General features: G+C 65.5%; 21 protein-coding genes. 5 read left to right on the top strand and 16 right to left on the bottom strand.

Going from position 1 to position 26,362, the window contains the following annotated elements; translation table 11 throughout:
• Positions 1-78 precede the first annotated feature (78 nt).
• Complete coding sequence (gene putA / locus ABCV34_RS05285) at positions 79-3,864, top strand: trifunctional transcriptional regulator/proline dehydrogenase/L-glutamate gamma-semialdehyde dehydrogenase (protein ID WP_345798163.1); 3,786 nt, start codon at positions 79-81, stop codon at positions 3,862-3,864.
• Positions 3,865-3,910: 46 nt separating this feature from the next.
• On the opposite strand, the gene ABCV34_RS05280 is transcribed toward putA, so the two are convergent.
• The 11 genes from ABCV34_RS05280 to ABCV34_RS05230 all read right to left on the bottom strand — a co-directional run bounded on the left by ABCV34_RS05280 (position 3,911) and on the right by ABCV34_RS05230 (position 15,660).
• On the bottom strand, positions 3,911-4,192 hold the full coding sequence (locus ABCV34_RS05280) for a peptidylprolyl isomerase (protein ID WP_345798162.1): 282 nt from the start codon (positions 4,190-4,192) through the stop codon (positions 3,911-3,913).
• Positions 4,193-4,399: 207 nt separating this feature from the next.
• Positions 4,400-5,110, bottom strand: coding sequence for an ABC transporter ATP-binding protein (locus ABCV34_RS05275; RefSeq protein ID WP_345798161.1), 711 nt, complete (start codon positions 5,108-5,110; stop codon positions 4,400-4,402).
• Positions 5,107-5,958, bottom strand: coding sequence for an ABC transporter ATP-binding protein (locus tag ABCV34_RS05270; RefSeq protein WP_345798160.1), 852 nt, complete (start codon positions 5,956-5,958; stop codon positions 5,107-5,109). The genes ABCV34_RS05275 and ABCV34_RS05270 overlap by 4 nt, the downstream gene beginning before the upstream one ends.
• Positions 5,955-6,944 (bottom strand): branched-chain amino acid ABC transporter permease, encoded by a 990-nt coding sequence (locus ABCV34_RS05265; protein WP_345798159.1) that lies wholly within the window; start codon positions 6,942-6,944, stop codon positions 5,955-5,957. The genes ABCV34_RS05270 and ABCV34_RS05265 overlap by 4 nt, the downstream gene beginning before the upstream one ends.
• Before the next feature lie 3 nt (positions 6,945-6,947).
• Complete coding sequence (locus ABCV34_RS05260; RefSeq protein WP_345798158.1) at positions 6,948-7,850, bottom strand: branched-chain amino acid ABC transporter permease; 903 nt, start codon at positions 7,848-7,850, stop codon at positions 6,948-6,950.
• Positions 7,851-7,998: 148 nt separating this feature from the next.
• A complete protein-coding gene (locus ABCV34_RS05255; protein ID WP_345798157.1) occupies positions 7,999-9,147 on the bottom strand; it encodes a branched-chain amino acid ABC transporter substrate-binding protein in 1,149 nt (382 codons plus the stop codon).
• Positions 9,148-9,495: 348 nt separating this feature from the next.
• Positions 9,496-9,963, bottom strand: a complete 468-nt coding sequence (gene dut, locus ABCV34_RS05250; protein ID WP_345798156.1) for a dUTP diphosphatase — start codon at positions 9,961-9,963, stop codon at positions 9,496-9,498.
• A gap of 79 nt (positions 9,964-10,042) precedes the next feature.
• A complete protein-coding gene (gene coaBC, locus ABCV34_RS05245; RefSeq protein ID WP_345798155.1) occupies positions 10,043-11,239 on the bottom strand; it encodes a bifunctional phosphopantothenoylcysteine decarboxylase/phosphopantothenate--cysteine ligase CoaBC in 1,197 nt (398 codons plus the stop codon).
• 9 nt (positions 11,240-11,248) lie between these two features.
• Positions 11,249-11,776: a signal peptidase II gene (gene lspA / locus ABCV34_RS05240; RefSeq protein WP_345798713.1), complete on the bottom strand. Its 528-nt coding sequence runs from the start codon at positions 11,774-11,776 to the stop codon at positions 11,249-11,251.
• Positions 11,777-11,864: 88 nt separating this feature from the next.
• Positions 11,865-14,705: an isoleucine--tRNA ligase gene (ileS, locus tag ABCV34_RS05235; RefSeq protein ID WP_345798154.1), complete on the bottom strand. Its 2,841-nt coding sequence runs from the start codon at positions 14,703-14,705 to the stop codon at positions 11,865-11,867.
• Positions 14,695-15,660 (bottom strand): bifunctional riboflavin kinase/FAD synthetase, encoded by a 966-nt coding sequence (locus tag ABCV34_RS05230; protein ID WP_345798153.1) that lies wholly within the window; start codon positions 15,658-15,660, stop codon positions 14,695-14,697. Before ABCV34_RS05230 ends, ileS begins: the two co-directional genes overlap by 11 nt.
• Before the next feature lie 49 nt (positions 15,661-15,709).
• Here ABCV34_RS05230 and purN point away from each other — a divergent pair, with 49 nt between their 5' ends.
• From purN to ABCV34_RS05210, 4 genes are all read left to right on the top strand, one after another.
• A complete protein-coding gene (purN, locus tag ABCV34_RS05225) occupies positions 15,710-16,420 on the top strand; it encodes a phosphoribosylglycinamide formyltransferase (protein WP_345798152.1) in 711 nt (236 codons plus the stop codon).
• A 223-nt stretch (positions 16,421-16,643) separates the two neighbouring features.
• The gene (locus ABCV34_RS05220) at positions 16,644-17,954 is read left to right on the top strand and encodes an RsmB/NOP family class I SAM-dependent RNA methyltransferase (protein ID WP_345798712.1); all 1,311 of its coding nucleotides are present in this window, start codon (positions 16,644-16,646) and stop codon (positions 17,952-17,954) included.
• A 107-nt stretch (positions 17,955-18,061) separates the two neighbouring features.
• A complete protein-coding gene (locus ABCV34_RS05215) occupies positions 18,062-19,270 on the top strand; it encodes a fatty acid desaturase (RefSeq protein WP_345798151.1) in 1,209 nt (402 codons plus the stop codon).
• Positions 19,267-21,627 carry a UvrD-helicase domain-containing protein gene (locus tag ABCV34_RS05210; RefSeq protein WP_345798150.1) on the top strand — a complete coding sequence of 787 codons (2,361 nt, stop codon included), beginning with the start codon at positions 19,267-19,269 and terminating at the stop codon, positions 21,625-21,627. Before ABCV34_RS05215 ends, ABCV34_RS05210 begins: the two co-directional genes overlap by 4 nt.
• Before the next feature lie 4 nt (positions 21,628-21,631).
• Here ABCV34_RS05210 and ABCV34_RS05205 read toward each other — a convergent pair whose 3' ends face one another.
• From ABCV34_RS05205 to ABCV34_RS05185, 5 genes are read right to left on the bottom strand one after another with little or no spacing between them, the layout of a single operon-like run.
• Positions 21,632-22,408, bottom strand: a complete 777-nt coding sequence (locus ABCV34_RS05205; RefSeq protein ID WP_345798149.1) for an ABC transporter permease — start codon at positions 22,406-22,408, stop codon at positions 21,632-21,634.
• A gap of 2 nt (positions 22,409-22,410) precedes the next feature.
• Complete coding sequence (locus ABCV34_RS05200) at positions 22,411-23,637, bottom strand: ABC transporter substrate-binding protein (protein WP_345798148.1); 1,227 nt, start codon at positions 23,635-23,637, stop codon at positions 22,411-22,413.
• Positions 23,634-24,494 (bottom strand): ABC transporter ATP-binding protein, encoded by an 861-nt coding sequence (locus ABCV34_RS05195; protein WP_345798147.1) that lies wholly within the window; start codon positions 24,492-24,494, stop codon positions 23,634-23,636. The genes ABCV34_RS05200 and ABCV34_RS05195 overlap by 4 nt, the downstream gene beginning before the upstream one ends.
• Positions 24,466-25,569 carry an acyl-CoA dehydrogenase family protein gene (locus ABCV34_RS05190; RefSeq protein ID WP_345798146.1) on the bottom strand — a complete coding sequence of 368 codons (1,104 nt, stop codon included), beginning with the start codon at positions 25,567-25,569 and terminating at the stop codon, positions 24,466-24,468. The genes ABCV34_RS05195 and ABCV34_RS05190 overlap by 29 nt, the downstream gene beginning before the upstream one ends.
• A gap of 18 nt (positions 25,570-25,587) precedes the next feature.
• A complete protein-coding gene (locus ABCV34_RS05185; RefSeq protein WP_345798711.1) occupies positions 25,588-26,130 on the bottom strand; it encodes a carboxymuconolactone decarboxylase family protein in 543 nt (180 codons plus the stop codon).
• Between the last annotated feature and the right edge of the window lie 232 nt (positions 26,131-26,362).

The following is a 26,362-nucleotide window of genomic DNA, read 5'->3' as shown; positions in this document are numbered from 1 at the left end:
ACAACCTTATAGTATGCTCGGTGACTGACATGCACTCGTCATGGGGACGGTGTGCGCTGATTCACCGAGAACCCGATCATGGCGACTGTTACCCTGGGTGTGAAGGTCGATGAGACCTTGCGTGACCGTTTGCGGCTGCAGGCGGACAAACTGGGGTGCACGCCCCACTGGCTGCACAAGCAAGCCCTGCTGACCTATGTCGAGGCCATCGAGCGTGGCCAGCTGCCGGCCGACATCGATCATCGTTCGGAAACCGCCGAATCCGACGCACCCACCGAGCCGGATCCACAAACACCGTTCTATGAGTTCGCCCAGGAGATCCAGCCGCAATCGGTGCTGCGCTCGGCGATCACAGCCGCCTACCGGCGGCCCGAACCCGAATGCGTCGCCATGTTGCTCGATCAGGCAGGCTCGCCGCAGGCGGATCAGGTCGAGACCCTGGCCCGGCGCCTGGTCCAGACGCTGCGTAGCAAACGCAAGGGTGGCGGCGTCGAGGGCCTGATCCAGGAATTCTCGCTCTCCAGCCAGGAAGGGGTTGCCCTGATGTGTCTGGCCGAGGCTCTGCTGCGTATTCCCGATCAGGCCACGCGCGATGCGCTGATCCGCGATAAGATCAGCCGCGGCGACTGGCGTGCCCACGTGGGCGAATCCCGGTCGATGTTCGTCAACGCGGCGACCTGGGGGCTGCTCGTCACCGGTAAACTCGTCAGCGTCAACAGCGAACAGAACCTGTCCCAGGCGCTGACCCGTCTGATCGCGAAAGGCGGCGAACCGCTGATCCGGCGCGGCGTGAACATGGCCATGCGCCTGATGGGCGAGCAGTTCGTCACCGGCCAGACGATCTCGTCGGCGCTGGCCAACAGCCGCAAGTTCGAAGAGATCGGCTTTCGCTATTCCTACGATATGCTGGGCGAGGCGGCCACCACGGCGGAAGACGCCGCCCACTATTACCGTTCCTACGAGCAGGCGATCCACGCCATCGGCAAGGCCTCGCAGGGGCGCGGCATCTACGAAGGCCCCGGCATCTCCATCAAGCTGTCTGCGTTGCACCCGCGCTATGCCCGCGCGCAGCGCGACCGTGTCATGGCCGAACTGTTGCCGCGCATGATCGAACTCTCGGCCCTGGCGCGGCGCTACGATATCGGTCTGAACATCGATGCGGAAGAGGCCGATCGGCTGGAACTCTCGCTCGACCTGCTCGAAGCCCTGTGCTTCGATGAGCGCCTGCGCGGCTGGAACGGCATCGGTTTCGTGATCCAGGCCTACCAGAAGCGGGCACCCTTCGTGATCGATTTCGTGATCGATCTGGCCCGCCGCAGCAAACATCGCCTGATGGTGCGCCTGGTCAAGGGCGCCTACTGGGATTCCGAGATCAAGCGCGCGCAGATCGACGGCCTGGAAGGCTATCCGGTCTACACGCGCAAGGTGCATACCGACGTGTCCTACCTGGCCTGTGCGCGCAAGCTCCTGTCAGCGCCGGACGCGGTCTTTCCGCAGTTCGCCACGCACAACGCCCAGACGCTCGCATCCATCTATCATCTGGCGGGCGAAAACTACTATCCCGGGCAGTACGAGTTCCAGTGCCTGCACGGCATGGGTGAACCGCTGTACGAGGAAGTCGTCGGCCCGGTGGCCAAGGGCCATCTGAACCGGCCTTGCCGCGTCTATGCGCCGGTGGGCACGCACGAAACCTTGCTGGCCTATCTGGTGCGCCGCCTGCTGGAAAACGGCGCCAATACGTCCTTTGTCAACCAGATCGGTGACAAGGACATCCCCATCGATCATTTGATCGAGGATCCGGTGCGCAAGGCTCGCGCCATCCAGCCCCTGGGGGCTCCGCACGAACGCATTCCCTTGCCGCGCGATCTGTACCAGTCCCGGGAAAATCGGGCCAATTCGGCCGGTCTGGACCTCAGCAACGAGCATCGGCTGGGATCGCTGGCGGCTGCCCTGCTGGGTAGCGCCGGCCAGGTCTGGCAAGCGTCGCCTCCCGGCGAATGGCAGTCCGATCGCGCCCAACCCGTCCTGAACCCCGCCGATCATCGCGATGTGGTCGGCCAACTGGTCGAGGCCGACGAGGCGGACGTCCAGGCGGCCCTGAAGCGTGCTGAATATGCCGCGCCCATCTGGCAGGCCACGCCGGTGGCCGAGCGTGCGCAGTGCCTGCGCCATGCCGCGCAGCTGCTGGAAGACGAGATGCAGGTGTCCATCGGGCTGATCGTGCGCGAGGCCGGCAAGTCCTTTCCGAATGCCGTGTCGGAAGTGCGCGAGGCCGTGGATTTCCTGCGCTACTATGCGGTGCGCATCGAAGAGGAATTCTCCAACGACAGTCATCGGCCGCTCGGGCCGGTGCTGTGCATCAGCCCCTGGAACTTCCCGCTGGCCATCTTCACCGGTCAGGTCAGCGCGGCCCTGGCCGCCGGCAATGTCGTGTTGGCCAAGCCCGCCGAACAGACCAATCTGATCGCCGCCTATGGGGTATCGGTGCTGCATCGGGCGGGTATTCCGCATGCTGCCGTACAGTTGCTGCCCGGCCATGGGGAAACCGTGGGTGCCGCACTGGTCGCCAGCCCGGTGGTGCGTGGCGTCATGTTCACGGGTTCGACCGAGGTCGCCAAACTTATCGCGGCCACGTTGGCCCAGCGCCTGAATGGCGCGGGCCATCCGGTCCCCCTGATCGCCGAAACCGGCGGCCAGAACGCGATGATCGTGGATTCGTCCGCCCTGACCGAGCAGGTCGTCTATGACGTGCTCAGTTCCGCCTTCGATTCCGCCGGTCAGCGCTGCTCGGCCTTGCGCGTGTTGTGCGTGCAGGAAGACTGCGCCGACCGCACGCTGGGCATGTTGCGCGGCGCCATGAACGAATTGCGGGTCGGGCGTCCGGAACTGCTGTCCACCGACATCGGTCCGGTCATCGATGCCGATGCCCAGGCCATGATCGAGCGCCACATCCAGGGCATGCAGGCCGCTGGCCACGCCATCGACCGTCAAGCGCTGGACGACGAGCAGGTGCGTTTCGGCACTTTCGTGGCGCCGACCCTGATCGAGATTTCCGATATCGCCGAACTCGAACGCGAAGTCTTCGGGCCGGTGCTGCACGTCCTGCGCTACCGGCGTGAAGATCTGGATGCGGTCATCGACGCTATCAACGGGCGCGGCTATGGGCTGACTTTCGGCGTGCACACCCGGCTGGATGAAACCGTGCGGCACGTCACCGGTCGCATCCAGGTTGGCAACATCTACGTCAATCGCAACATCGTGGGCGCCACCGTGGGCGTGCAGCCATTCGGCGGCGAAGGCCTGTCGGGTACGGGTCCGAAGGCGGGTGGGCCGCTGTATCTGCATCGACTGCTGTCGGTGTCCACGAACGCCCTGCCGGTCGACGGTGTCGTGGGACAGGACGCGCAGCCGCTGGAGCTGCCTGGTCCCACGGGCGAGACCAATCACTATCGATTGAAGCCCCGGGGCACGGTGCTCTGCCGGGCGGTCAGCGCCGCCGGCGCCCAAGCCCAGCTGCAGGCTTGCCAACGCACCGGCAACGCCATGCTCTGGGTGGACTCACCCGATGTGCGCGCATTCCACCAGCAGCATCGCGCGATGGATCCGGTCCGTTGGGTGGCCCCTGATGCCGTCGAATCGGCCGATTTCCAAGTCGCGCTCTTCGAAGGCGATGGCGACGATCTGCTGACCCTGACGCGCTCGGTCGCTGCGCGCCCGGGACCGGTCATCCCGGTCCTGGCACGGCGCTCTCACGAGCTGGCCAGTGGCGTCGGCTATCCGCTGGAGATGCTGGTGCGCGAGGTGTCCATCTGCATCAACACCGCCGCCGCCGGCGGCAACGCCAGCCTGATGATGGTCGGGTGATTCCGGGCGAGGGAGGGCCCCTGCGGACCCTTCTTCGCCGGGATCGTTAGTCCTGCCGGTCCGTCACTTCCACCAGGTGATACCCGAACTGTGTGCGCACAGGCCCCTGGACCACGCCGACCGGCGCGCTGAACACCACTGTATCGAATTCCGGCACCATCTGACCGCGGCCGAAGGAGCCCAGATTGCCGCCGTCACGGCTGGACGGGCAGCTGGAATGGTCGCGGGCGACAGCGGCGAAATCCGCACCGTTTTCGATGTCGGTCTTCAGTTGCAGGCATTGCTCTTCGGTATCGACCAGAATGTGGCGAGCGGTGGCTTGAGTCATGGATGGCTCCTTGCTGTGTGATGGGAAATCGGGAATGCGACAGGATAACCCGGATCCGCGGATGATTTCGCCCAGCGCCCGGCTGTGGGGGTGCGGCCTATGGCACTGGTGCCGACCATGCCGTCCATCAAAAACACCCCGATGCCGGGAGTGGCCGGCATCGGGGTGTTGGGTGTCCGTATGGCAGCCGGATCCGCCGCTGGAGGATCAATGGCCCAGGTAGGCCGCCTGGATCTCGGGTGAGGACAGAAGTTCGCGTGCCGGGCCTTGGTGCGACAGTTTGCCGACTTCGAGCACATAACCGCGGTCAGCCAGCTTCAGTGCCATGCGGGCATTCTGTTCGACGATCAGGATCGTCACCCCGGTGTCGCGCACGTCACGCAGCACCTGGAAGATGTTGCGCACGATAATGGGCGCAAGACCCAGGCTGGGTTCGTCGAGCAGCAACAGGCGGGGCTTGGTCACCAGCGCCCGGCCGATGGCCAGCATCTGCTGCTCGCCGCCCGACAGGGTGCCCGCCAGCTGGGCACGGCGTTCATACAGACGCGGGAAGATCTTGTAGACGTGCTCGCAGCTCTCGTCGGTTTCCCCGGTCGGGCGGGTGAAGCCGCCCATGCGCAGGTTTTCGGCGACCGACAGGGTCCCGAACACGCGCCGGCCTTCGGGGGACTGGCCAATTCCCAGACGCACGATGCGGTCGGCCCCCATGCGGGTGGTCTCGCGCCCGGCGAAGGTGATCTTGCCGGAGTGCGGTGCGATCAGGCCGCTGAGCGTGCGCATCAGGGTGGTCTTGCCTGCGCCGTTGGCCCCCAGGATCGCCACCACCTCGCGTTCGGCCACGTGCAGCGAGATGCCCTTCAGTGCCTGGATGTGCCCGTAGTTGACGCGCAGGTCTTCGATTTCAAGCAGATGAGTCATGACTGAGCCTGTTCTTCGTGGATGGCGTTCATCAGGGGGTCGTCCTCGTCGTCGTCCTGGCCCAGATAGGCTTCGATCACCAGCGGATTGGTGCGGATTTCCTCGGGTTTGCCCTCGGCGATCTTCTTGCCGAAGTTGATGACGACGATGTTGTCGGTGACGTTCATCACCACACTCATGTCGTGCTCGACCAGAATGACGGTGATGCCGGAGTCGCGGATGGCGCGGATCGTGTCGTTCAGGACTGCGGATTCCTGCTCGTTCAGGCCTGCGGCCGGCTCGTCCAGAATGATCAGTTCCGGTTTGGCGACCAGTGTGCGTGCCATTTCCACCCGACGCTGCGCCCCGTAGGGCAGCGACGTGGCGATCTCCTGGGCGACATCGGCCAGATCCAGCTGCCGCAGGACTTCCATGGCGCGTTCGACCAGGGCGTGTTCCTCGTGGCGCTGGGTCGGGGTGCGCAACAGCCCCTGCCACCACGACTGGCGCATCAGCAGATGCTGGCCGGCGATGACGTTTTCCAGCACGGTCATGTCGGCAAACAGGCGGATGGTCTGGAACGTGCGCCGGATGCCGGCTTTGGCCAACAGGTGGGGCGCCAGGCCCGTGACGTCGTGGCCGTGCCAGCGGATGCGGCCGTCCGTGGGTTTGTAGACGCCGGTGATCATGTTGAAAACCGTGGTCTTGCCGGCGCCGTTGGGGCCGATCAGGCCGACGATTTCACCCTGGCGGATCTTGAAGCTGAGTTCGTCGACGGCGCGCAGGCCACCGAAGCTGATGCCGATGCCGTCCAGTTCCAGCAGGGTGTCGGCCGAAGACGATTGAGAGGAGGAAAGGGGCGGATTCATAGGATTCCCTTGCGCGCCGGCCAGATGCCTTGCGGCCGTAGGACCATGACGAGGATCATGGCGATGCCGAAGACCAGATAGCGGTATTGGGCGAATTCGGTGAAGATCTGGGGCACCACGAACATCATGGCGGTGCCCAGCAGCACGCCCGGCACGGATGCCTGGCCGCCCACCAGCACGATGGCGAACAGCACGACCGAGTCGGTGAACTGGAACGAGCCGGGGCTGACCGCCGAGAGCTGCATGGCGAACAGCGTGCCGGCCAGGCCGGCGATGCCGGCCGACAGGGCGAAGGCGGCGACCTTGTAGTTGCGGGCATTGACGCCCAGCGTGGTCGCGGCTAGTTCGTCGTATTTGATGTAGCGGAAGGTGCGCCCCAGCGCCGAGCGGTCCAGGTTGCGCATCAGCCACAGCACGATCGCCATGAATACCCAGTTCACGTAGAACAGCTCGCTCTGGGTCATCAGTGGATAACCGAAGATCGTCGGGCCGCTGACGCCGAACAGGCCGTCGGCTCCGCCTGTCAGGCCAAACAGGTTGTTCTTCATGGCGAGCACGAAGATCGCATTGAAGCCGATGGTGACCACCAGCAGATAGTCGCCGCGCAGCTTGACGATGGGGGCGGACAGAATCGCGCCCAGCGCGGCGGCCAGCAGCATGGCGACCGGAATCGTCCAGAAGATGGGCCAGTTGAAGGTCAGCGACAGGATCGCGCTGGTGTAGGCTCCGACGCCGAAATACACGGCGTGGCCCATGTCGTACATGCCGGCGCGGCCCAGGACGATGTCCTGCGAAAGCGCCACGATGGCGTAGATGGCGAAGATGCCCCCGATCGTGATCCAGGCCGGGGCCATGACCGAGGGGATCAGCAGGCCGGCGATCCACAGCACCGGACCCAGTACCCGCAGGATGCGGGTGGTGGTGCTGAGCGACGGGGCCGCAGGGTTGACCGCGGTGCGGGAATTGGTAGTGTTGGCTTGATTCATGGCTTAGACCTTTTCCGCAACCCGTTCACCCAACAGGCCCGAAGGGCGCACCAGCAGGATGGCGATCAGCAGGGCAAATGTGATTGCGTCCTGCCAGGAACTGGAGATGTAGCCTGCCGCGAAGGCATTGAACAGACCCAGCACCAGACCGCCCAGCATGGCGCCGGGGATGTTGCCGATACCGCCGATGATCGCTGCGATGAAGGCGCTCAGGCCGTAGGACCAGCCCATGGTGAAATAGGTCTGGCGGTAGTAGAGCCCGATGAACAGGCCGCCGATGGCACCCAGCACCGGACCGATGATGAACACCAGGGCGATGACGCGGTTGACGTTGATCCCCATCAGGCGGGCGGCATCCTGATCGATGGCGGTTGCGCGGATGGCGGTCCCCAGCCGGGTATGGTGGACGAAGAAATACAGGACGGTCATCAGGACGAAGGCGCCGATGATGATCAGCAGCTGCACGAAGCTGAGATACGCGCCGCCGATCTGCCAGGTGATGCTGGGCAGCAGATTGTTCGGGAAGACCTGGACGTTGGGGCTCCAGATCAGCATGATGCCGTTTTCGATCAGCATCGAGGCACCCAGGGCCGACACCACCGGCGCGAGCCGGTGCGCCTTGCGCAGGGGTTTGTAGGCCAGCTGGTCAAGCAGCGTGCCGACGACCGCGACCACGATCATGGCGATCAGGAAGGCCAGGATCAACAGCACTGGCGTGGAAAGGCCGCCGAAGGCGCCGGAAGTCAGTGTGGTCAGTCCGATGAAGGCGCCCAGGATGCACAAGTCGCCGTGGGCGAAGTTGATCATCTTCAGCACCCCGTAGACCATCGTATAGCCCAGGGCGATCAGGGCATAGATGCCGCCGACAGTGACGCCGTTGATGAATTGCTGGAGGATAAAGTCCATCGAGCGGTTTCCGTGGTGATTCCCGGTGCGCGGCCGGTGATTGGCCTGCCGCGTATCGGGATTAAGTGACGCCGGCTGATCGACGAGGTCACGGTGAAAATACGTGACGCCGGCAACCTGATCGGGCCGGCGTCACGTTCCGGTGGGCTTATTTGGGTTCCGGATAGATGGTCTTGTAGCCGCCGCCCGCCTGGACTTCGAAGGCGGACATCGGGCTGCCGATACGTTCGCCCTTGGCATCCCAGGTGAAGGGGCCGGTCAGGCCGTCGAAGGGTTTCTTCATGTCGTGCAGCCAGGGAATGAGCTTGGATGTTTCCGTGCTCTTGGTGCTTTCGATGGCGGCGATGACCGCGCGGAATCCGTCGGCGTTGGTGAACGTGTAGATGCTGGGCGGGGGCGCGCCAAAGGCCTTGGTGTAGTCGGCCAGGAAGTGCTTGGCTTCCGGATAGGGAAGGTTTTCCGGGGCCGGCACGTTGACGATGACCGCGCCTGCGGCGGCGTTGCCCGCGATCTTGGCGAAGTTTTCGTTCTGGTTGGCGTCGCCACCCACGAACACGGCGTTCATGCCGAGCTGCTTCATCTGGGCGCGGATCAGCCCGCCGTCAGTGTAGTAGCCCGAGAAGAACAGCACGTCCGGGTCCTTGGACTTCAGTTTGGTCAGCACGGCGGTGTAGTCCTGGGTGCCGGCGTTGATGAAATCCTGGCTGACGATATTGCCGCCGTCTTTCTTGAGGGCATCGACCGTGGCTTTGGCCAGGCCGGTGGCGTAACTGGAGTGGTCGCTCAGGACGGCGATGCGCTTGTATTGCTTGACCTTGACGAAATAGTTGGCCACGAACTGGGCTTCGTCGCTGTTGGGCGGCGCATTGCGGAAGAAGGTTTTCCAGCCCTTTTGGGTCAGTTCGTCGCTGGTGCCGTCCGAGGTCTGGATGACGTTGGCGGCCGAGTAGATCGGCGCGGCGGCCAGGGCGGCGCCGCTGGTGTAGGTGCCGATCACGGCGGTGACGCCATCGTTGACCAGCTTGCGTGCGCAGATGGCCGCCTGGGCTGCCTTGCCTTCGTCGTCGCAAACGATGACTTCGATCTTGCGACCCAGAACGCCACCCGCATCGTTGTGCTGTTTGGCGATCAGCTTGACGCCGTTTTCGATGCCTTGGCCTTCGGCAGCGTATTCCCCGGTGATCGGCGCCTGCACGCCGATCTTGACGGGACCGCTGGCGGCGACCGCGGTGCCCGCACCCATCAGGGCCAGGGAAACCGCGGCGGAAAGCGTGGAAAGTTGTGTCAGCCTGCTCATGTCTGGATTCTCCTTTTCATGGACCCGGATGGAACCATATATTCGTAATATATTAACAGCACGCACTCTACACCATGGGGGTCTTCCCGGGGGTCAGGGATCGCCTGAATGCCAGGAAGTCTGAGGCCGATCGGTCCGCCCCGAAGGGCGGCCCGAGGGCTGGGCCGGCTGGAACCGGTCCATCCGGGTTTCGCTAAAGGTACAACCTATCGGCGAAACCAGAATCGTGTGAAAGTTTAACCAGCTGGGTTGAAGGAGTACAACCAGGGGTTTTACTAATATGACCAGACACTAACTGGAGTGCGGCCTGAATGTCGAGGATGGCACGAGGACTTGTTCTGAGGGGTGCTAGTGCCGGCCGGTGCTGCCGAAGCCGCCGGCGCCGCGCTCGGTTTCGGTCTCGAAGTTGTCGACCAGATGCAGGCCGACCTGGATGACGGGCTGGAACAGCAGCTGCGCAATCCGTTCTCCGGGCTGGATGTCGTAGGCTTGGTCACTGTCGTTGGTCAGCAGCACCTTGATTTCGCCATGGTAATCCGCATCGATGACGCCGATGCCCTGGGCCACGCGGATGCCGTGCTTCAGCGACAGCCCGGAACGGGAGGCCACGATCGCGACCAGTCCTGGGTCCATCATATTGATCGCCAGGCCGGTAGGAACGGGAAGACGCTCTCCGGGTCGCAGGGTTTGGGGCGTGTCCAGGCAGGCGCGCAGGTCCATGGCGGCGGAGCCGCCGGTGGCGTAATCGGGTAGGGGAATGGCATCCGAACCCAGCAGAGGGTTGACGATGCGGGCCTGAATGAGTCGTCGATGCATGATGATGTCCGGAATGGAAGAGACAAGAAAATCGGCGCTGGCCTGGCTGCGGCATGGCCTCGGCCGGCCCGGAAGGGGCTCAGTCGGGCAGCCGCTGGGCGATCCAGGTGATCAGTTGGCGGGCAGCCTGCAGCTTGGGCTGTGGGGGCAGCGGGTGGGCGCCGTCGTCGTCGAAGAGGATCAACTCGGCGTCTTCCGCGTCCATGACCTGCTGGGCCAGATTGCCCACGATCAGCGGGATGCCCTTGCGCTGGCGTTTGGCCTGGGCGTGTTCGTGCAGGTGATCGGTTTCGGCGGCAAAGCCGACGCACCATGGCCCCCCCGACAGCGCGGCGACATCGGCCAGGATGTCCGGGTTCTGGACGAACCGCAGGGTGGGGGGCTGGCCCCCGGCTTTTTTCTTCAGCTTGGTGTCCGACGGGTTGGCGATGCCCCAGTCCGCCACAGCGGCGACTGCGATGAAGAGGTCGGCGCCCGGCGCATGGGCCATGACGGCGGCGTGCATGTCGGTGGCGCGGGTGACGCCGATGCGAGTGACATCATCCGGACAAGGCAGGGCGGTCGGGCCGGACACCAGCGTCACGGTCGCACCGGCCTCGGCGGCCGCCCGGGCCAGGGCGTAGCCCATGCGGCCGGACGAGCGGTTGGTCAGGACCCGCACCGGGTCGATGGGCTCGCTGGTGGGGCCGGCCGTCAGCAGTACGCGCCGCCCGGCCAGCACCTTGGGCTGGAAAAAGGCGACCAGGGCACGCAGGATCTGGTCGGGTTCCATCATGCGCCCGGTCCCGGTTTCCCCGCAGGCCTGGTCGCCTTCGGCAGGCCCGATCAGGGTGACGCCGTCCGCCCGTAGTTGCGCCGCGTTACGTTGAGTCGCCGGATGGGTCCACATTTCGTGGTTCATGGCCGGGGCTGCCAGCAGCGGCACGGCGCCGCGCGCCACGCACAGGGTTGCCAACAGGTCGTCGGCCAGACCGTGGGCGAGCTTCGCCAGAAAATCCGTGCTGGCCGGGACGATCAGCACCGCGTCCGCGCCCCGGGTCAGGTTGATGTGGGCCATGCGGTTGTCCATGCGGCTGTCCCAGGCATCGGTCCAGACCGGACGCCCCGACAGCGCCTGCATCGTGGCAGGGGTGATGAAGCCGGTGGCCGCCTCGGTCATGACCACGTCCACCGTTGCGCCTTCATCCTGCAGACGGCGCAGCAGTTCGGCGGATTTGTAGCAGGCGATCCCGCCTGTCAGCCCCAGGACGATGCGTTTGCCCGACAGATCCGGCATGGTGGTCTCCTATCCGGTTTTGCGCGCGCGGCGCGCGCGCAGGATTTCATCCAGGATCAGCAGCCCGGCGCCGCAGGTGATGGCGACGTCGGCGACGTTGAAGGCCGGGAAGTACCAGTCGCGCCAGTAAAACAGCAGGAAATCCACGACGTGGCCATGCATCAGCCGGTCCAGGGCATTGCCCAGCGCCCCTCCCAGGATGCTGGCCAGGGCCGCGCATAGTAGCCGCTGGCCGGCGTGCGTATAGAGCCAGCGCAGGATCAGCGCGGCGGCGATCAGGGCGATGCCGGTGAAAAGCCAGCGCTGGGCGCCGCCGCCTTCGGCCAGAAAACTGAAGGCGGCGCCCGTGTTGAACAGCAGGGTCAGATCGAAGACGGGTAGGATGTGGATGCGCTCGGCGTAGGTCAGGCTCTGGGAGATCCAGGCCTTGGTGCCCTGATCCAGAACGATCAGGAGTGCCGCCCAGAGCAGCCAGCCGCCCAGCGCGCGCCAGCGGCGGCTGGGGGTTGCATCCGTGGATGCCTGCGTGCCCTTCATCCCGTCGGGCGGGACATGGCGCAAAGCGCCCGGCGCCCCGGTGACGGACGCTGTGGTGGGGGTGGCGGGCGCGCGCCCAGGCTGTGGTTCAGGCATGGCTGCGGGTTTCGCCTTCGCCGAACAGGTTGTCCACACAGCGGCCGCAGAGTTCCGGGTGCTGTGCATCGCGGCCGACGTCGGCCCGATGGTGCCAGCAGCGGCCGCACTTGTCGTGAGTCGTCGCATGTACCGTCACACGCAAATCGCCGTTGGCCGCATGGACGTCGGCCCGCGAGATCAGCATCACGAAACGCAGATCGTCGCCCAGGCTTTGCAGCAGGGACAGGTCGTCGCCGGCTGCGTGATAGTCGATTTCCGCGGCCAGCGAGGAACCGATCTCGCCCCGGGTGCGCACGGCCTCGAGTTCGCGCATGGTTTCGGCGCGGATCTCGCGCAGGCGGCGCCAGCGGGTGGCCAGCGCGTCGGCATCGGCCGGCACCGGCACGGCGTGAAAGAGCCCAGTGAAGATCGTGAGCGAGCCGGCGTTGTCGCCCAGATTGGCCCAGGCTTCCTCGGCCGTGAAGGACAGGATTGGCGCGAGCAGCTTCAGCAGCGCATGTGTGACGTGGTGCAGCGCGGTCTGGGCCGAGCGGCGCGCGACACTGTCCTTGCCGGTGGTGTAGAGGCGGTCCTTGAGGATGTCCAGATAGAAGGCGCCGAGGTCTTCGGAGCAGAAGATCTGCAGGCGCGCTACGGCGGTATGGAATTCGTAGCGTTCGTAGGCGGACAGCACTTCGGCCTGCATGGCGGCCGTCATCTGCAGCGCATAGCGGTCGATCTCGAACAGGGAGTCGGGCGCGACCGTGTCGGTCGCCGGGTTGAAGTCCGCCAGGTTGCCCAGCAGGAACTTCAGCGTGTTGCGGATGCGCCGGTAGGACTCGACCACGCGGTCCAGGATCTGTTTGGAGATCGACAATTCGCCTGAATAGTCGGTCGACGCGGTCCACAGACGCAGGATCTCGGCGCCCAGGGTGTTGGAGACTTCCTGGGGGAAGACGACGTTGCCGACTGATTTGCTCATTTTCTTGCCCTGGCCGTCCACGACAAAGCCGTGGGTCAGCAATGCCTTGTAGGGCGGGCGGCCATAGAGCATGCAGCCCGTGAGCAGGGAAGAATGGAACCAGCCGCGGTGCTGGTCGGAGCCTTCCAGGTACAGGTCGGCGGGCCAGGCAAGTTCATCCGCGTGGGAGCCTTTCAGGACGTGGTCCTGACCACCGAGCACGGTCGCATGGGTGGTGCCGGAATCGAACCAGACGTCCAGGGTGTCGCGGTTCTTTTCGTACAGGTCGGCCTCGTCACCCAGCAAGTCGCGCGGGTCCAGGGTTTGCCAGGCCTCGATGCCTTCGCGTTCGACGCGGCGGGCGACCTGTTCCAGCAGTTCCGGGGTGTGCGGGTGCAGGGCGCCGGTTTCCTTGTGCACGAAAAATGCCATGGGCACGCCCCATTGTCGCTGGCGCGAAAGCGTCCAGTCGGGGCGGTTGGCGATCATCGCGTGCAGACGCGCGCGGCCCCAGGCCGGGTAGAAGACCGTATCGTCCACGCCCTTCAGGGCCATCTCGCGCAGTGTCGGGCCGGATGACGGCTGGACGTCCATCCCCGCGAACCATTGGCTGGTGGCGCGATAGATGATCGGCGTCTTGTGGCGCCAGCAGTGCATGTAGCTGTGGGTGTGGGATTCGGTGTGCAACAGACTGCCCGCTTCGCGCAGTGCGTCCACGATGCGCGGATTGGCCTTCCAGATGAGCTCGCCGCCGAAAAGCGGCAGGCTCTCGGCGTAGTGGCCATTGCCCATCACCGGGTTCAGGATATCGGCGTCGGGCAGGTTGTGCGCTTTGCAGGACAGGAAGTCCTCTACCCCGTAGGCCGGGGCCGAGTGCACGACGCCCGTGCCGGATTCCAGCGTGACGTAGTCTCCCAGGTAGACCGGCGACAGGCGGCGGTAGCCGGCGTGCGCATCGTACAGCGGATGGCGGAAGGTCAGGCCGTCCAGCGCCTGGCCGGGGGCGCGGGCGACGATCTGGCCTTGCAGGCCCCAACGCTGCAGGCAGGATTCGACCAGTTCGCTGGCCACCAGCAGCAACGGCCCGGTGGCGCGGGGTTCGCTCAGGTGCACCAGCGCGTATTCGTGGTCCGGATGCAGATTCAGCGCCTGGTTGGCGGGAATGGTCCAGGGGGTCGTGGTCCAGATGACGATGGCGCCTGGATCGACCTCGCCGGTCAGTCCGAATGCCTGCGCGATCGCTGCGCGGTCGTCAAAGGCGAAGGCGACATCGACCGAGGGATCCTTGCGGTCGGCGTATTCGACTTCCGCTTCGGCCAGGGCCGAGCCGCAGTCGAAGCACCAGTTCACGGGCTTGAGGCCACGGAACACGAAGCCTTTTTCCATGATGCGCGCCAAGGCCCGGAGTTCGTCGGCCTCGTTGTGCGGGTTCATGGTCAGGTAGGGATTGTCCCATTCCGCCAGCACGCCCAACCGCTTGAAGTCGGCGCGTTGGCGGTCGATCTGTTCGGTCGCATAGGCGCGGGCCTTGGCCTGGACCTCGGCGACCGGCAGATGCTTGCCGTATTTCTTTTCGATCTGAATTTCGATTGGCATGCCATGGCAATCCCAACCCGGCACGTACTGTGCGTCAAAGCCCGCCATGTCGCGGCTTTTGACGATGATGTCCTTGAGGATCTTGTTGACGGCGTGGCCAATGTGGATATCGCCGTTGGCATACGGTGGGCCGTCATGCAGGATGAACTTCGGCCGTCCCGCAGCCGCCGCCCGAATCGCCGCGTAAATCCGGTTTTCCTCCCAGGCGGCGACCCAGCCCGGCTCGCGTTTGGCCAGGTTGCCCCGCATCGGGAAAGGGGATTCGGGCAGATTCAGCGTGTCTCTATAGTCCATGGGAGGCGAAATAGTCGCGAGCGCCTTGCACGTCCTGGCGGATGGCGGCGATCAGGGTGGTTAAATCAGGAAAGGATTCCTCGTCGCGCAGGAATTCGAGGAATTCGACGCATACCAGTTTACCGTAGGCGTCCACGCGCTGATCGAGGATATGCGTCTCCAGCAACAAGGGGCCGTCGCGGGTCACCGTGGGCCGCACCCCCAGGCTGGCGACCCCCGGCAGCGGGTCGGTCTGGAGACCGTGCACGCGCACGATGTAGATGCCGGACCGCGCTGCGCAGGGGGCGGGGACGCGCAGGTTCAGGGTGGGAAAGCCCAGGTCGCGCCCCAGCTTCTGGCCGTGGATGACATGGCCGGTGATGCGGAAGGGGCCGCCCAGCAGTTCGCTGCTGTGGGTCAGGTTGCCGACCGCCAGCGCTGTGCGCAGGGCGGAACTGGAGATGCGCTGGCCGTGGGCGTCGTTGACGTCGGCGATTGTGTCCACGGTGAATCCGTGTTTGCGGCCCATGCGCCGCAGCAGATCGACGTCGCCGCTGCGCTTGTGGCCATAGCGGAAGTCCTCGCCCACCAGCAGCCAGCGGGTGTTCAGGCCGCGAACCAGCAGGTCGCGAATGAAGTCCTCGGCGCTCATGTCGGCCAGGCGCTGGTCGAAGCGCTGAATGACGATCTGACGCATGCCCTGCTCGACGAGCAGGGCGATTTTGTCGCGCAGGCTGCTGATCTGGGTGGGGATCAGTTCCGGTCGTCCGCCTCGTCGGGCGAAAAAGGCCCGGGGGTGGGGGACGAAGGTCATGACCGTGGGTTCCAGTCCGCGGCTGTCCGCCTGGGCGCGCACCCGGGCAAGGATGGCCTGATGCCCCAGGTGCACCCCGTCGAAATTGCCGATGGTCAGGGCGCTGGGCGCGGTGGCGTCGCGTCGGGGCAGCTTGCAGTAGAGGCGGGGAATGGTTTTCACGGGGGACAGTTTACAATTTCATGTTTGGCCGGACAGAGCACCAAATTTTATGTCGGAGAACGAGCGCGTGGAGCATACTCCCGAACGGCCCCTGCGGGTGGCGATCCTGATCTCGGGCCGGGGCTCGAACATGCAGGCCCTGGTGGACGTCGTCGCGGCTGAACGCCTGCCGGTGCGGATCTGCGCGGTACTGTCGAACCGTGCCGACGCGGCCGGCCTGGATTGGGCCCGTGATCGGGGCTTGCCTGCGGAAGCCCTGTCGCATCGGGACTTCGCCAGCCGCGATGCGTTCGACGCGGCCCTGCTGGAACGGCTAGACGCGCTGGCGCCGGACTACATCCTGCTGGCCGGTTTCATGCGGGTGCTGGGCAGCAATTTCGTACGCCATTTCAATGGCCGCATCATCAACATCCACCCGTCGCTGCTGCCGTCCTTTCCCGGGCTGCATACGCATCAGCAGGCGCTGGCCCAAGGGGTGCAGTGGCATGGCTGCACCGTGCATTTCGTGACGCCGGTGCTCGATCATGGGCCCATCATCGCCCAGGGCGTCATCCCGGTGCTGGAAAATGATACGTCGGACAGCCTGGCGTTGCGCCTGCTGCCGGTGGAACACCAGCTCTATATGCAGGTCCTGCGCTGGCTGGCGCAGGGGCGTGTCGCGTTGCGGGACGATGGGCGTGTCCGGGTCGACGGTGTCGCGCACCGTGCCTGGTCCGGTGTGGTTGCTTTCAATTCGCAGGATAGTCATGAGCACGAATGAATCGCGGGGCAAACCCCGCAACCGCCCGGCCACCGGCCGTTCGCATCCCCGTGGCGCGGAGACCCGGCAGCCGCGTCTGGATACGCCGCGTGGCGAGCGCCGTCCGGCTGCGGGCGAGCCCGATACGCGCCGTGCGCGGCCATCCTCTGGGACGACGCGCGCGGCCCAGGCGCCCGCGCGGCCCTACGTCATGGCCGCTGCCCGCATCGAGCAGGTCCGCCAGGTGCTGGGCGAGGTCCTGCAATGGCAGTATCCGGCCGACGCCGTGCTGTCGCACTGGTTTCGCGGGCATGCTCAGGTGGGCCAGCGGGATCGGGGCGAGATCGCCGAAGCCGTGTTCGACGTGATGCGCCATCTGCGCCGCTACCGGCAGTTCGCCGAAAGCGGGCAGGGTGCCGCCACACGCCGCCTGGCCGTGCTGGGCCTGGCATCCGTCTGGCCGCGCACGACGCTGGATACCGGCTTGGATGAGCACGAACGCGCCTGGCTGGATTATGTGCAAGGCTTTTCCATCGCTACGCTGCCTGCCGCCGTGCGTTACAGCGTGCCAGACTGGCTGGAATCGCGTCTGGCGGCTCTGCCGGATGCCGAGTCCCTGCTGCAGGCCCTGAACCGACCGGCACCACTGGATCTGCGGGTCAATCCGCTCAAGACGGACCGGGATGCCGTGCTGGCAACCTGGGCCCAGGGGCCGGAGGCCAGATGGGCCGCGAAGCCGACCCCGTACTCGCCCTGGGGCATGCGCATTCAGGGGCGTCCGCCGGTCAATCGCTGGGGGGCCTTCGAGCGCGGCGAGATCGAAGTTCAGGACGAGGGCAGCCAGCTGCTGGCTGCCCTCGTCGCGCCCCGGCGCGGCGAAATGGTCATCGATTTCTGCGCCGGGGCGGGGGGCAAGACCCTGCTGCTGGGCGCCCTGATGCGCTCGACCGGGCGCCTGTATGCGTTCGACGTGTCGGCGGCCCGCCTGGCGCGCGCCAAACCGCGCTTTGCCCGCAGCGGCCTGTCGAACGTGGTGCCGGTGGTCATTGCCGAACAGCACGACCAGCGGGTCAAACGCTTGCGCGGCAAGGCCCACCGTGTGTTGGTGGACGCGCCCTGCAGCGGTCTGGGTACGCTGCGGCGCAATCCCGATCTGAAGTGGCGCCAGCATCCGGAATCCCTGGCGCAGTTGTGTGCCACGCAGGCGGCCATCCTGCGCGAGGCGGCCGCCTGCGTGCGTCCCGGGGGGCGGCTGGTATATGCCAGTTGCAGCCTGCTGCCCGAGGAAAACGAACAGCAGGTGCAGGCATTTCTGGCCGAGCACCCCGAATTCACCCTGCTGGATGCGGGGGCCATCCTGGCCGAGCGCAACATCCCGCTGACGCTGGATGGTCCCATGCTGCGTCTGCGCCCGGACGTCCATGGCACGGATGGCTTTTTTGCCGCCGTGATGCAGCGTGGTACGCCGCAGGCCGGCGCGCCGGATGGTCCGGAAGCCTCGGGCGACCCGGATCCCGCCGTTCACCAGGAACCGCCCGCGGATCCATCCGTGTAGGCATGCCGGCTTCCTCGACGGGGGGCCGGCATTCTTCACGCGAGGGGCTGCAGTGGACTACACTGAAAGCCTCATTCCGGGAATCACGCGGGCGCAGCCCGAATGCGATGAATACCTTGCTATCCTTCCTGCAGGGCGGCGTCCTGCAGCTGGGTCCCTGGGCCTTGCTGGCGGTCACGCTGGTCCTGACGCACGTCACGATCATGGCGGTCACCCTGTACCTGCACCGCAGCCAGGCCCACCGTGGGCTGGATCTGCATCCGGCCGTGGCGCATTTTTTCCGCTTCTGGCTGTGGCTGACCACCGGCATGGTCACGCGCGAATGGGTTGCCATCCACCGTAAACACCACGCAAAGTGCGAACGTGAAGGCGATCCCCATTCGCCCGCTGTCTTCGGCCTGTCGCAGGTCTTCTTTCGCGGGGCCGAACTGTACCGCGACGAGGCGAGCAACGCCGACACGCTGGCGCGCTATGGTTACGGCACACCCGACGACTGGCTGGAACGGCACCTGTATGGCCGGCACAACCTGGCGGGCATCGTTCTGATGCTGATGATCGATCTGGCGCTGTTCGGCGTTATCGGGCTGACCGTCTGGGCTGTGCAGATGGCGTGGATCCCGTTCTGGGCGGCCGGCGTGGTCAATGGCCTGGGGCATGCCTGGGGCTATCGCAATTTCGCCTGTCCGGACGACAGCACCAATGTGTCGCCCTGGGGCATCCTGATCGGCGGCGAGGAACTGCACAATAATCATCATGCCTATGGCACCTCGGCAAAATTCTCTTCCAAGTGGTATGAAATCGACTTGGGATGGGGATACATCCGTGTACTGCGGGCCCTGGGTCTGGCCCAGGTGCGTCGTCTGGCTCCGCGCCTTCAGTGGCAATCCGGCGGTCCGGTCGCGATCGAATCCCTCAGCCTGGATCAGTTGCAGGGGATCATTGCCCACCGCTACGACGTGCTGGCGCGTTACTCCCGCATGATCAAGACCACGGTGGGCCATGAACTGAAGGCGCTCAAGCTGCGGCGCAGCCTGGCCGAGCGCCGGCTGCTGCGGCGCTGCCGTAAATGGCTGGTGCGCGATCAGGCGGCGCTCGCTCCGGTCGAACGTGCCCAGGTGGCGCATGCGCTGTCGGTGGCACCGGCCTTGTCCACCGTGCTGCAGATGCGTCGCGAACTGACTGCCCTGTGGGAATCCTCCAGCGCCAGCAGCGACCAGTTGCTGGCCGATTTGCGGGCCTGGTGCCAGCGGGCTCAGGCCAGCGGCATCGAGGGCCTGGAACAATTCGCGTACCGACTACGCTCCTATGCCGCATGATTGAAGGTCTGAACGAACAACAGCGCGCCGCCGTCACCCTGCCGGCGCAACATGCCCTGGTCCTTGCGGGGGCGGGCAGCGGCAAAACGCGGGTGCTGACCACCCGCATGGCGTGGCTGATCCAGACCGGGCAGGTCAGCCCTTTCGGGCTGCTGGCCGTCACCTTCACCAACAAGGCCGCCCGCGAGATGCTGGCGCGCCTGTCGGCCCTGTTGCCCATCAATACCCGGGGCATGTGGGTGGGCACCTTTCACGGGCTGTGCAACCGGCTGCTGCGCGCGCATCATCGCGAGGCGGGCCTGCCCCAGGCGTTTCAGATTCTGGACAGCGCGGACCAGCTGTCGGCGATCAAGCGCATGCTGAAGGCGGCCGGCGTCGACGACGAGCGTTTCCCCCCGCGCGACGTGCAGCGCATGATCAATGGCGCCAAGGAAGACGGCCTGCGCCCGAAAGACCTGGATGTGCGTGACAGCCACGCCCGGCGGCTGGCTGATCTGTACCAGCGCTACCAGGACCAGTGCGAACGCGAAGGTGTCGTCGATTTCGGTGAATTGCTGCTGCGCGCCTACGAACTGCTGCAGCGCGAAGCGCCGATCCGCGAACACTACCAGCGCCGCTTCCAGCATATCCTGGTCGATGAATTCCAGGACACGAACGTCCTGCAGTATCGCTGGCTGATGCTGCTGGCCGGCAGCCACACGCCGGTCTTCGCCGTCGGCGACGACGATCAGTCCATCTATGCGTTCCGGGGGGCCAACGTCGGCAACATGGCCGATTTCGAGCAGCGCCATGCGCGGGGCAATGTCATCCGGCTGGAACAGAATTACCGGTCGCACGGCCATATCCTGGACGCGGCCAACGCGTTGATCGCGCACAATACCAACCGCCTGGGCAAGAACCTGTGGACCGAGGCGGGCGAGGGCGAACCCCTGCGGGTGGTCGAGCAGGCTTCCGATATGTTGGAGGCCCAATGGCTGGTCGATGAAATCCGCGCCCTGTTGCGCGAGGGGCGTTCAGCCCACCAGATCGCGATCCTGTACCGCAGCAATGCCCAGTCCCGGCCGATCGAGCATGCCCTGTTTTCCGCCCGCGTGCCCTATCGCGTCTATGGGGGCCAGCGCTTTTTCGAACGCCAGGAAATCAAGCACGTCCTGGCCTACCTGCGCCTGATCGACAATCCGAATGACGACACGTCCTGGATGCGGGTCGTGAATTTCCCGGCGCGCGGCATCGGTGCGCGGACCTTGGAACAGTTGTCCGATGCCGCCGCGCAATACGGCATCAGCCTGGCTGGCGCTGTGCCCTATGTGCCGGGCAAAGGGGGCGCCAGTCTGGCGCGTTTTGCCGCCTTGATCCAGGACATGGCGGAATCGGCCCAGTCGCTGGATCTGCCGGACCTGATCGGTCAGGTCGTGCACCTCAGCGGCCTGGAAGCCCATTACCGGGCGGATCGCGAGGGCCAGGAACGTCTCGAGAACCTGCAGGAACTGGTCAATGCCGCTGCTGCATTCGTCGCCGAGGAAGGATTTCAGGGGCTGATCGCGGGCAGGATTCCGGAATCGTCCGCTCATGCCGGCATGGCGCTGGCACCGTCCGGTTCCGAAGCGCAGGCGGCGGCCGGTATGGTGGCGCCATCCGAAGGGCCGACACCCGATTTCGATTCGGGGCCGGGTCTTCCGCCACCCGCCGTCATGTCGCCTCTGGGGGCATTCCTCAGCCATGCCTCGCTGGAAGCGGGCGATAATCAGGCGCAGGCAGGCGAGGACGCCGTGCAACTCATGACCGTGCATGCGGCCAAGGGCCTGGAATTCGACGTCGTCTTCATCACCGGTCTGGAAGAAGGCTTGTTTCCCCACGAAAACAGCCTGCTGGACGCGGGGGGGCTGGAGGAAGAGCGCCGCCTGATGTACGTAGCCATCACCCGGGCGCGGGAACGTCTGACGCTGACCCTGGCGCAAAGCCGCATGCTGCATGGGCAGACACGCTATGCCTTGCGGTCGCGCTTTCTGGACGAGATCCCCGAGCAGGATCTGAAATGGATTACGCCTCGCCAGCGGGCTGCCGCGCCCGAACAGCAGCCGGCCTGGCGTGGCGCTTTCCGCCGCAGCCAGGGCGGCTGGCAGGGCGAAGGCGGCAGCGATTTCGCGCCCCGCGCTGCGCGCACCCGCACGGCCGATGTCACGGTCGGCGATCAGTGTTTCCGCATCGGTGCGGCGGTGCGCCATGGCCGCTTCGGCGAGGGCACCATCGTGGCGCTCAGCGGCAGCGGCACCGAGGCTCAGGCGCGGATCGAGTTCCGCGATACCGGGACCAAGACCCTGGCGCTGGGTGTGGCAAAGCTGGAAATCCTGGCCTGATCGGTTACCGCCCCCGTCCCCAGCGCCGATGCAGGCGCTGGGCGGTCGCGTCCAGCATGAAGCCCAGGGCGCCAATCAGCACGATGACGGCCATCAGTTCGGAATAGGCCAGCCGGTCGCGGGTATCCAGGATGAAATAGCCCAGGCCCGAACTCACGCCCAGCATTTCGCAGGGAACGAGGATGATCCAGACGATGCCGATGGCCAGGCGCAAACCCGTCAGGATGTGCCCCAGCGAGCCGGGGATGACGACCTTCCACAGAATTTCGGATCGGGTCGCGCTCAGGCTGCGGGCCAGCATCAGCCAGCGGGGATCCAGTTGGCGCACACCAGCGCTGGTATTCAGGATGATGGGCCAGACGGCGGCAAAGCTCAGCAGGAAATAGATCGGTGCGTCGCCCACACCGAACAGCATCACCGCGATCGGCATCCAGGACAAGGGCGAGACCATGCGCAGGAACTGAAATGCCCCGCTGGTCGCTGATTCCAGTCGGCGCGACAGGCCGATCGCCAGCCCCAACGGAATACCGAACACCAGCGCCCAGAACAGACCCACCGCCACACGCCGCAGGCTGACCAGGGTGTGCAGGGTCAGCTGGTTGTCCAGGATCAGGTGTGCCAGACTGGGCAGCGCCTGGCCTGGGGCGAACAGCCGCGCTATGGCCAGATCCTGGCCCAACAGACCGATTCCGGCGGCCCACAGCAGGCCGAGGACGAGCAGGCCGCCCAGGCTCAGCGCCAGGCGCTGGCGGGACGACGGAACGGGGGATCGTGCATTCATGGTCAGCTGACCTCGAAGGTTTCCGTGCGGCTGTAGCCGCCCGTGATGCCGAAGGCCGACAGCCCACCCTGGTCCTCGATCGCCTTGCGGACGTAGCGGTCGTCCACCAGATCGCGGGCCACGTGGGCAGGGTCCAGTTCCTTCAGGAATGCGTTCTCGCCCAGTACGTAAGTGCCTTTGAGCAGCGTCACCAGTTTTTCCGTATAGCTGGGATAAGGAAAGGGCTGGAAGTCGATGCGTAGCTCGTGCCAGTCCGCATGCCGGATGGCGCCGCTCTTTTCGTAGGCCGCATCGCGCTCGGCCGATGGCAGCAGCACCCGGGCCAGCGTGGACGGATCATGCGGTGTATAGGCGGCCGGGTTGTTGCGGGCGAGGATCTTGACCGTGTCTTCGCGGTGATCGCGCGCCCAGGCCTGGGCCTGCACAATGGCATTGACGACCTTTTGCGACCAGTCGGGGCGTTCCTGCAGGTCGCGCTCGTGCATGGTCACCACGCAGCAGGCGTGATTGCGCCAGACGTCGCCGGTAAAGCGCCAGACCTTGCCCACGCCCAGTTCCTCGGCCTTGGCATTGAACGGCTCGGCCACGATGTAGCCGGAGATCCGCTTGCTGCCCAGGGCGGGCAGCATGTCGCCCGGCGACATCACCACCAGCTTCACTTGCTGCTTCGTGGGCTCGCCATCGCTGATGAATTCGAGTCCGGCCTGCCGCAGGATGGCTTGCAGCACGATGTTGTGCACGGAATACCAGAATGGGATGGCCACCGTGGTGCCGCCCAGATCCTCCAGGGAATTCACACTGGGCAGCACCGTCAGGCAGGAGCCTTCGGTATGGTTCCAGGCGACGACCTTGGCGGGGGACTTGCTGCCGTAGCGCGACCAGATGGTCATCGGCATCAGCAGGTGCACCACGTTGACCTGACCGCTCAGGAAGGCCTCGACGACCTGCGACCAGCTGCGAAAGCGTCGGGGGGGGGCGACTTTCAGCCCCTGTCGTTCGAACAGTCCATTGTGGTGGGCGACCAGCAGCGGCGTGGCGTCGGTGATCGGCAGATAGCCGATACGCACCGGCGCATCCGGTTCCGCTGCGCGGGCCAGTCGCCCTGCCTGCAGCAGGGGCAGTGCGCCGGCCGCGGTGAACAGGGCCGACATTTTCAGAAATTGGCGGCGGCGGGCGAGGGTGCTATCGGCGGTGCCGCAGCAGGAGTCAAGAAGCTTGAAGCGGCTCATGGATGTCTCGGTGGACGGGCGGTTCGCAGGGCTTGCAGGATCTTCACGCGCAAAGCGGTCAGATCCTGGCTGGTTTCGTCCCGGGGGTGGGCTTGGGTCACGGACCATTGGTCGATCAAATGGCCTGGCTGACCCCCGATGAGCAGGATGCGGTCCGCCAGCAGGAGCGCCTCGTCGATGTCATGGGTCACCAGCACAGCGGCCGCCTGGTGTTGCGCGGTCACCTGCAGCAGCAGGGACTGCATTTCGTGCCGGGTGACCTCGTCGAGGGCGCTGAAAGGCTCGTCCAGCAGCAGGATTTCCGGGGCGCGTGCCAGCGTGCGGGCCAGCGACGTGCGTTGGGCCATGCCGCCCGAGAGCTCATCAGGGTAGCGGGTGCGGGCGGACTGCAGGCCGACCTCGGTAATTGCCTGATGGACGCGCTGCTGGCGGGTGGCGGCGTCCAGCTGCGGCTGGTGGCGGAAGTCCAGGCCAAAGGCGACGTTTTCCTCCAGGGTCAGCCAGGGCAGCAGGCTGGGATCCTGGAACACCATGCCCAGAGCCGGGGACGGTCCGGTCAACCGCTGCCCTTTGAGCTGGATATCGCCGCCTTGGGTGGGTTGCAGGCCGGCCAGGACTCGCAGCAGCGAGGACTTCCCGACTCCGCTGGGCCCCAGCAGCGCGACGATCTCGCCCGGTTGCAGTTCCAGGGAGAAATCGGCCAGGACCGTGATGGGGGCATGCCGTACGCCCTGGGAGTAGCTCAGGGAAATGCCGCGGGCGCTCAGGACGCCAGCGTCTTCGATCCTCGGGCCGGGGACGGCGCTGATCGGCGCGACGGCACCCATGTCAGGCGGCCTGTCGTTGTTCCAGCGCATGGATTTCCTTGCGCAGGTGCTTCAGGGCCGGAGTGACGATGGCGACGAACAGGGCTTCGCGCAGGCGTCTCTGAGTCGGGCTGCTCATCAGGTATCCTGCCGCCCCCGCATGCAGGGCAGCCGATTGCGTGGCGCGCAGGCTGAGTTCCGATCCCTGGGCGCGGACACGCAGCACGTCGAGCAGCGGCGCCGCCTGCCCCTGGTGGGCCAGGGTCGTCGTGGCGGTCAGCAAGTTCCGCAGATCCCGTGCCAGATCATCCTCGCCGTCGTCCAGATAGCAATTCACGTGGCCCAGGCGCTGGTTGGTGGCGTGGATGGTGTCCAGGCTGGCCTGTACCAGGCCTGCCCCCATGCCGACCTGCATGAGCAGGAAGCCGGGTTTGAAGCGCTCGACGTAGGACTCGAACTGTTCGGGGTCCGCCAGGACATCCTCGGCTGGAACCTGGAGATCTTTCAGGCGTACGCCAAAGGTGCCGCTGCCTTCCATGCCGGCGAAATTCGGGCAGGGCCGCAGGCTGAGGCCTTCCGCGTCTGGTGGAACGGCAAACATGACGTAACCGCCTTCTTCCAGTGCGGCGGCAACGATCACCAGGTGGCCCGGCGCCAGGTTCGATACCCAGGGCAGTGCGCCGTTGACCCGGTAGCCTGAGCCATCGCGCCGGGCGCGGAGATTGATGCGCTCGATGCCGGCCAGATGCTTGACGGCGTTGGACATGCCGGTGCCCGCCAGCAGATCGCCGCGGGCGAGCCGAGGCAGGTAGCGCTCGCGCACAACCGGGTTTACGCTGTGCTGCAGGTACCAGACGCAGGTGGACTGGCACCAGGCCAGGAATGCAGTGGTGCCGCAGGTGCGGGCTATCCGGGCAATGATGTCGATCTGGGCCGGCAGGTCCAGACCCAGGCCGCCGGATCCGGTGGGCAGCGCGGCGGAAAAACCGCCCAGGCGTCCCAGCGCGTGCATGAAGTCCGCCGGGAAATGGCCTTGGTCGATGGCCTCGACCTGAGGGGCCAGGGTGTCGCGTATCAGTTGGTCGATTCCGTCGCCCAGAGCGGCGGGCAGGAACTCGAGGGTCATGTCGGGTCTCCGATACGATCAGGCGTAGGCCTGAAGTTCCGGGTTGATCGGGGTGCGGGCCAGGTTGTTGGCATAGTTGCACAGGGTGGCGAGGCTGACGCCCAGAACGACATCCAGCGCCTGAGCGTCGGTATAGCCTGCGGCCCGCAGGTCGGACAGATCCTGGTCGTCGACCTGGCCCCGGTGTTCCAGCACCTGCAGGGTGAATCGGGCCAGGGCATTGAGCTTGGGATCGGAGAGGGCCTGCGTGCCGCGCAGGGCATCGACAACTTCCTGAGGCCATTGCAGCTTCAGCTTGGCGATCTTGGTGTGTCCGGCCACGCAGAAGCCACAACCGTTGTAGGTGGCGGCGGTGATCTGCACGATCTCGCGTTCGGTGGGCGTCAAGCTGTTGCGACCGTTGATGGCGCCCACGACCTGGTAGGTTTCCAGGGCTGTGGGCGCATTGGCCAGTACGCCCAGCAGATTGGGCAGAAAGCCACTGGCCTTTTCGGCGGTGCGCAGGCGTTCCTGGGCTTCGGTGGGGGCGGATTCGACGGACTGAATGGGGAGACGGCTCATGGTGGAAGAAATGAACAAGGTTTAGACCTGTTCATTCTAAGGAGCCTTGGTCTCATAGCGAACGACTATAAGAATATTAAATTATTCAGATCTGGAATATAGAGGGGTGTATGGAGAGAGCTCATCGCCGTGACGAGTAGGCCGCGGGGGCCGGTCGCGATTCGGCGGCTGCGCCGAGGGTGGACGAGTAAGCTCCAACAGCCCCCGCAGCCCCCTCGTCACGGCGCTTGAC

The organism is Castellaniella sp. MT123 (assembly GCF_039614765.1).
Classification (GTDB): domain Bacteria; phylum Pseudomonadota; class Gammaproteobacteria; order Burkholderiales; family Burkholderiaceae_B; genus Castellaniella.
The sequence above is the reverse complement of the archived record's forward strand: the minus strand, read 5'-3'. Positions and strand labels throughout refer to the sequence as shown.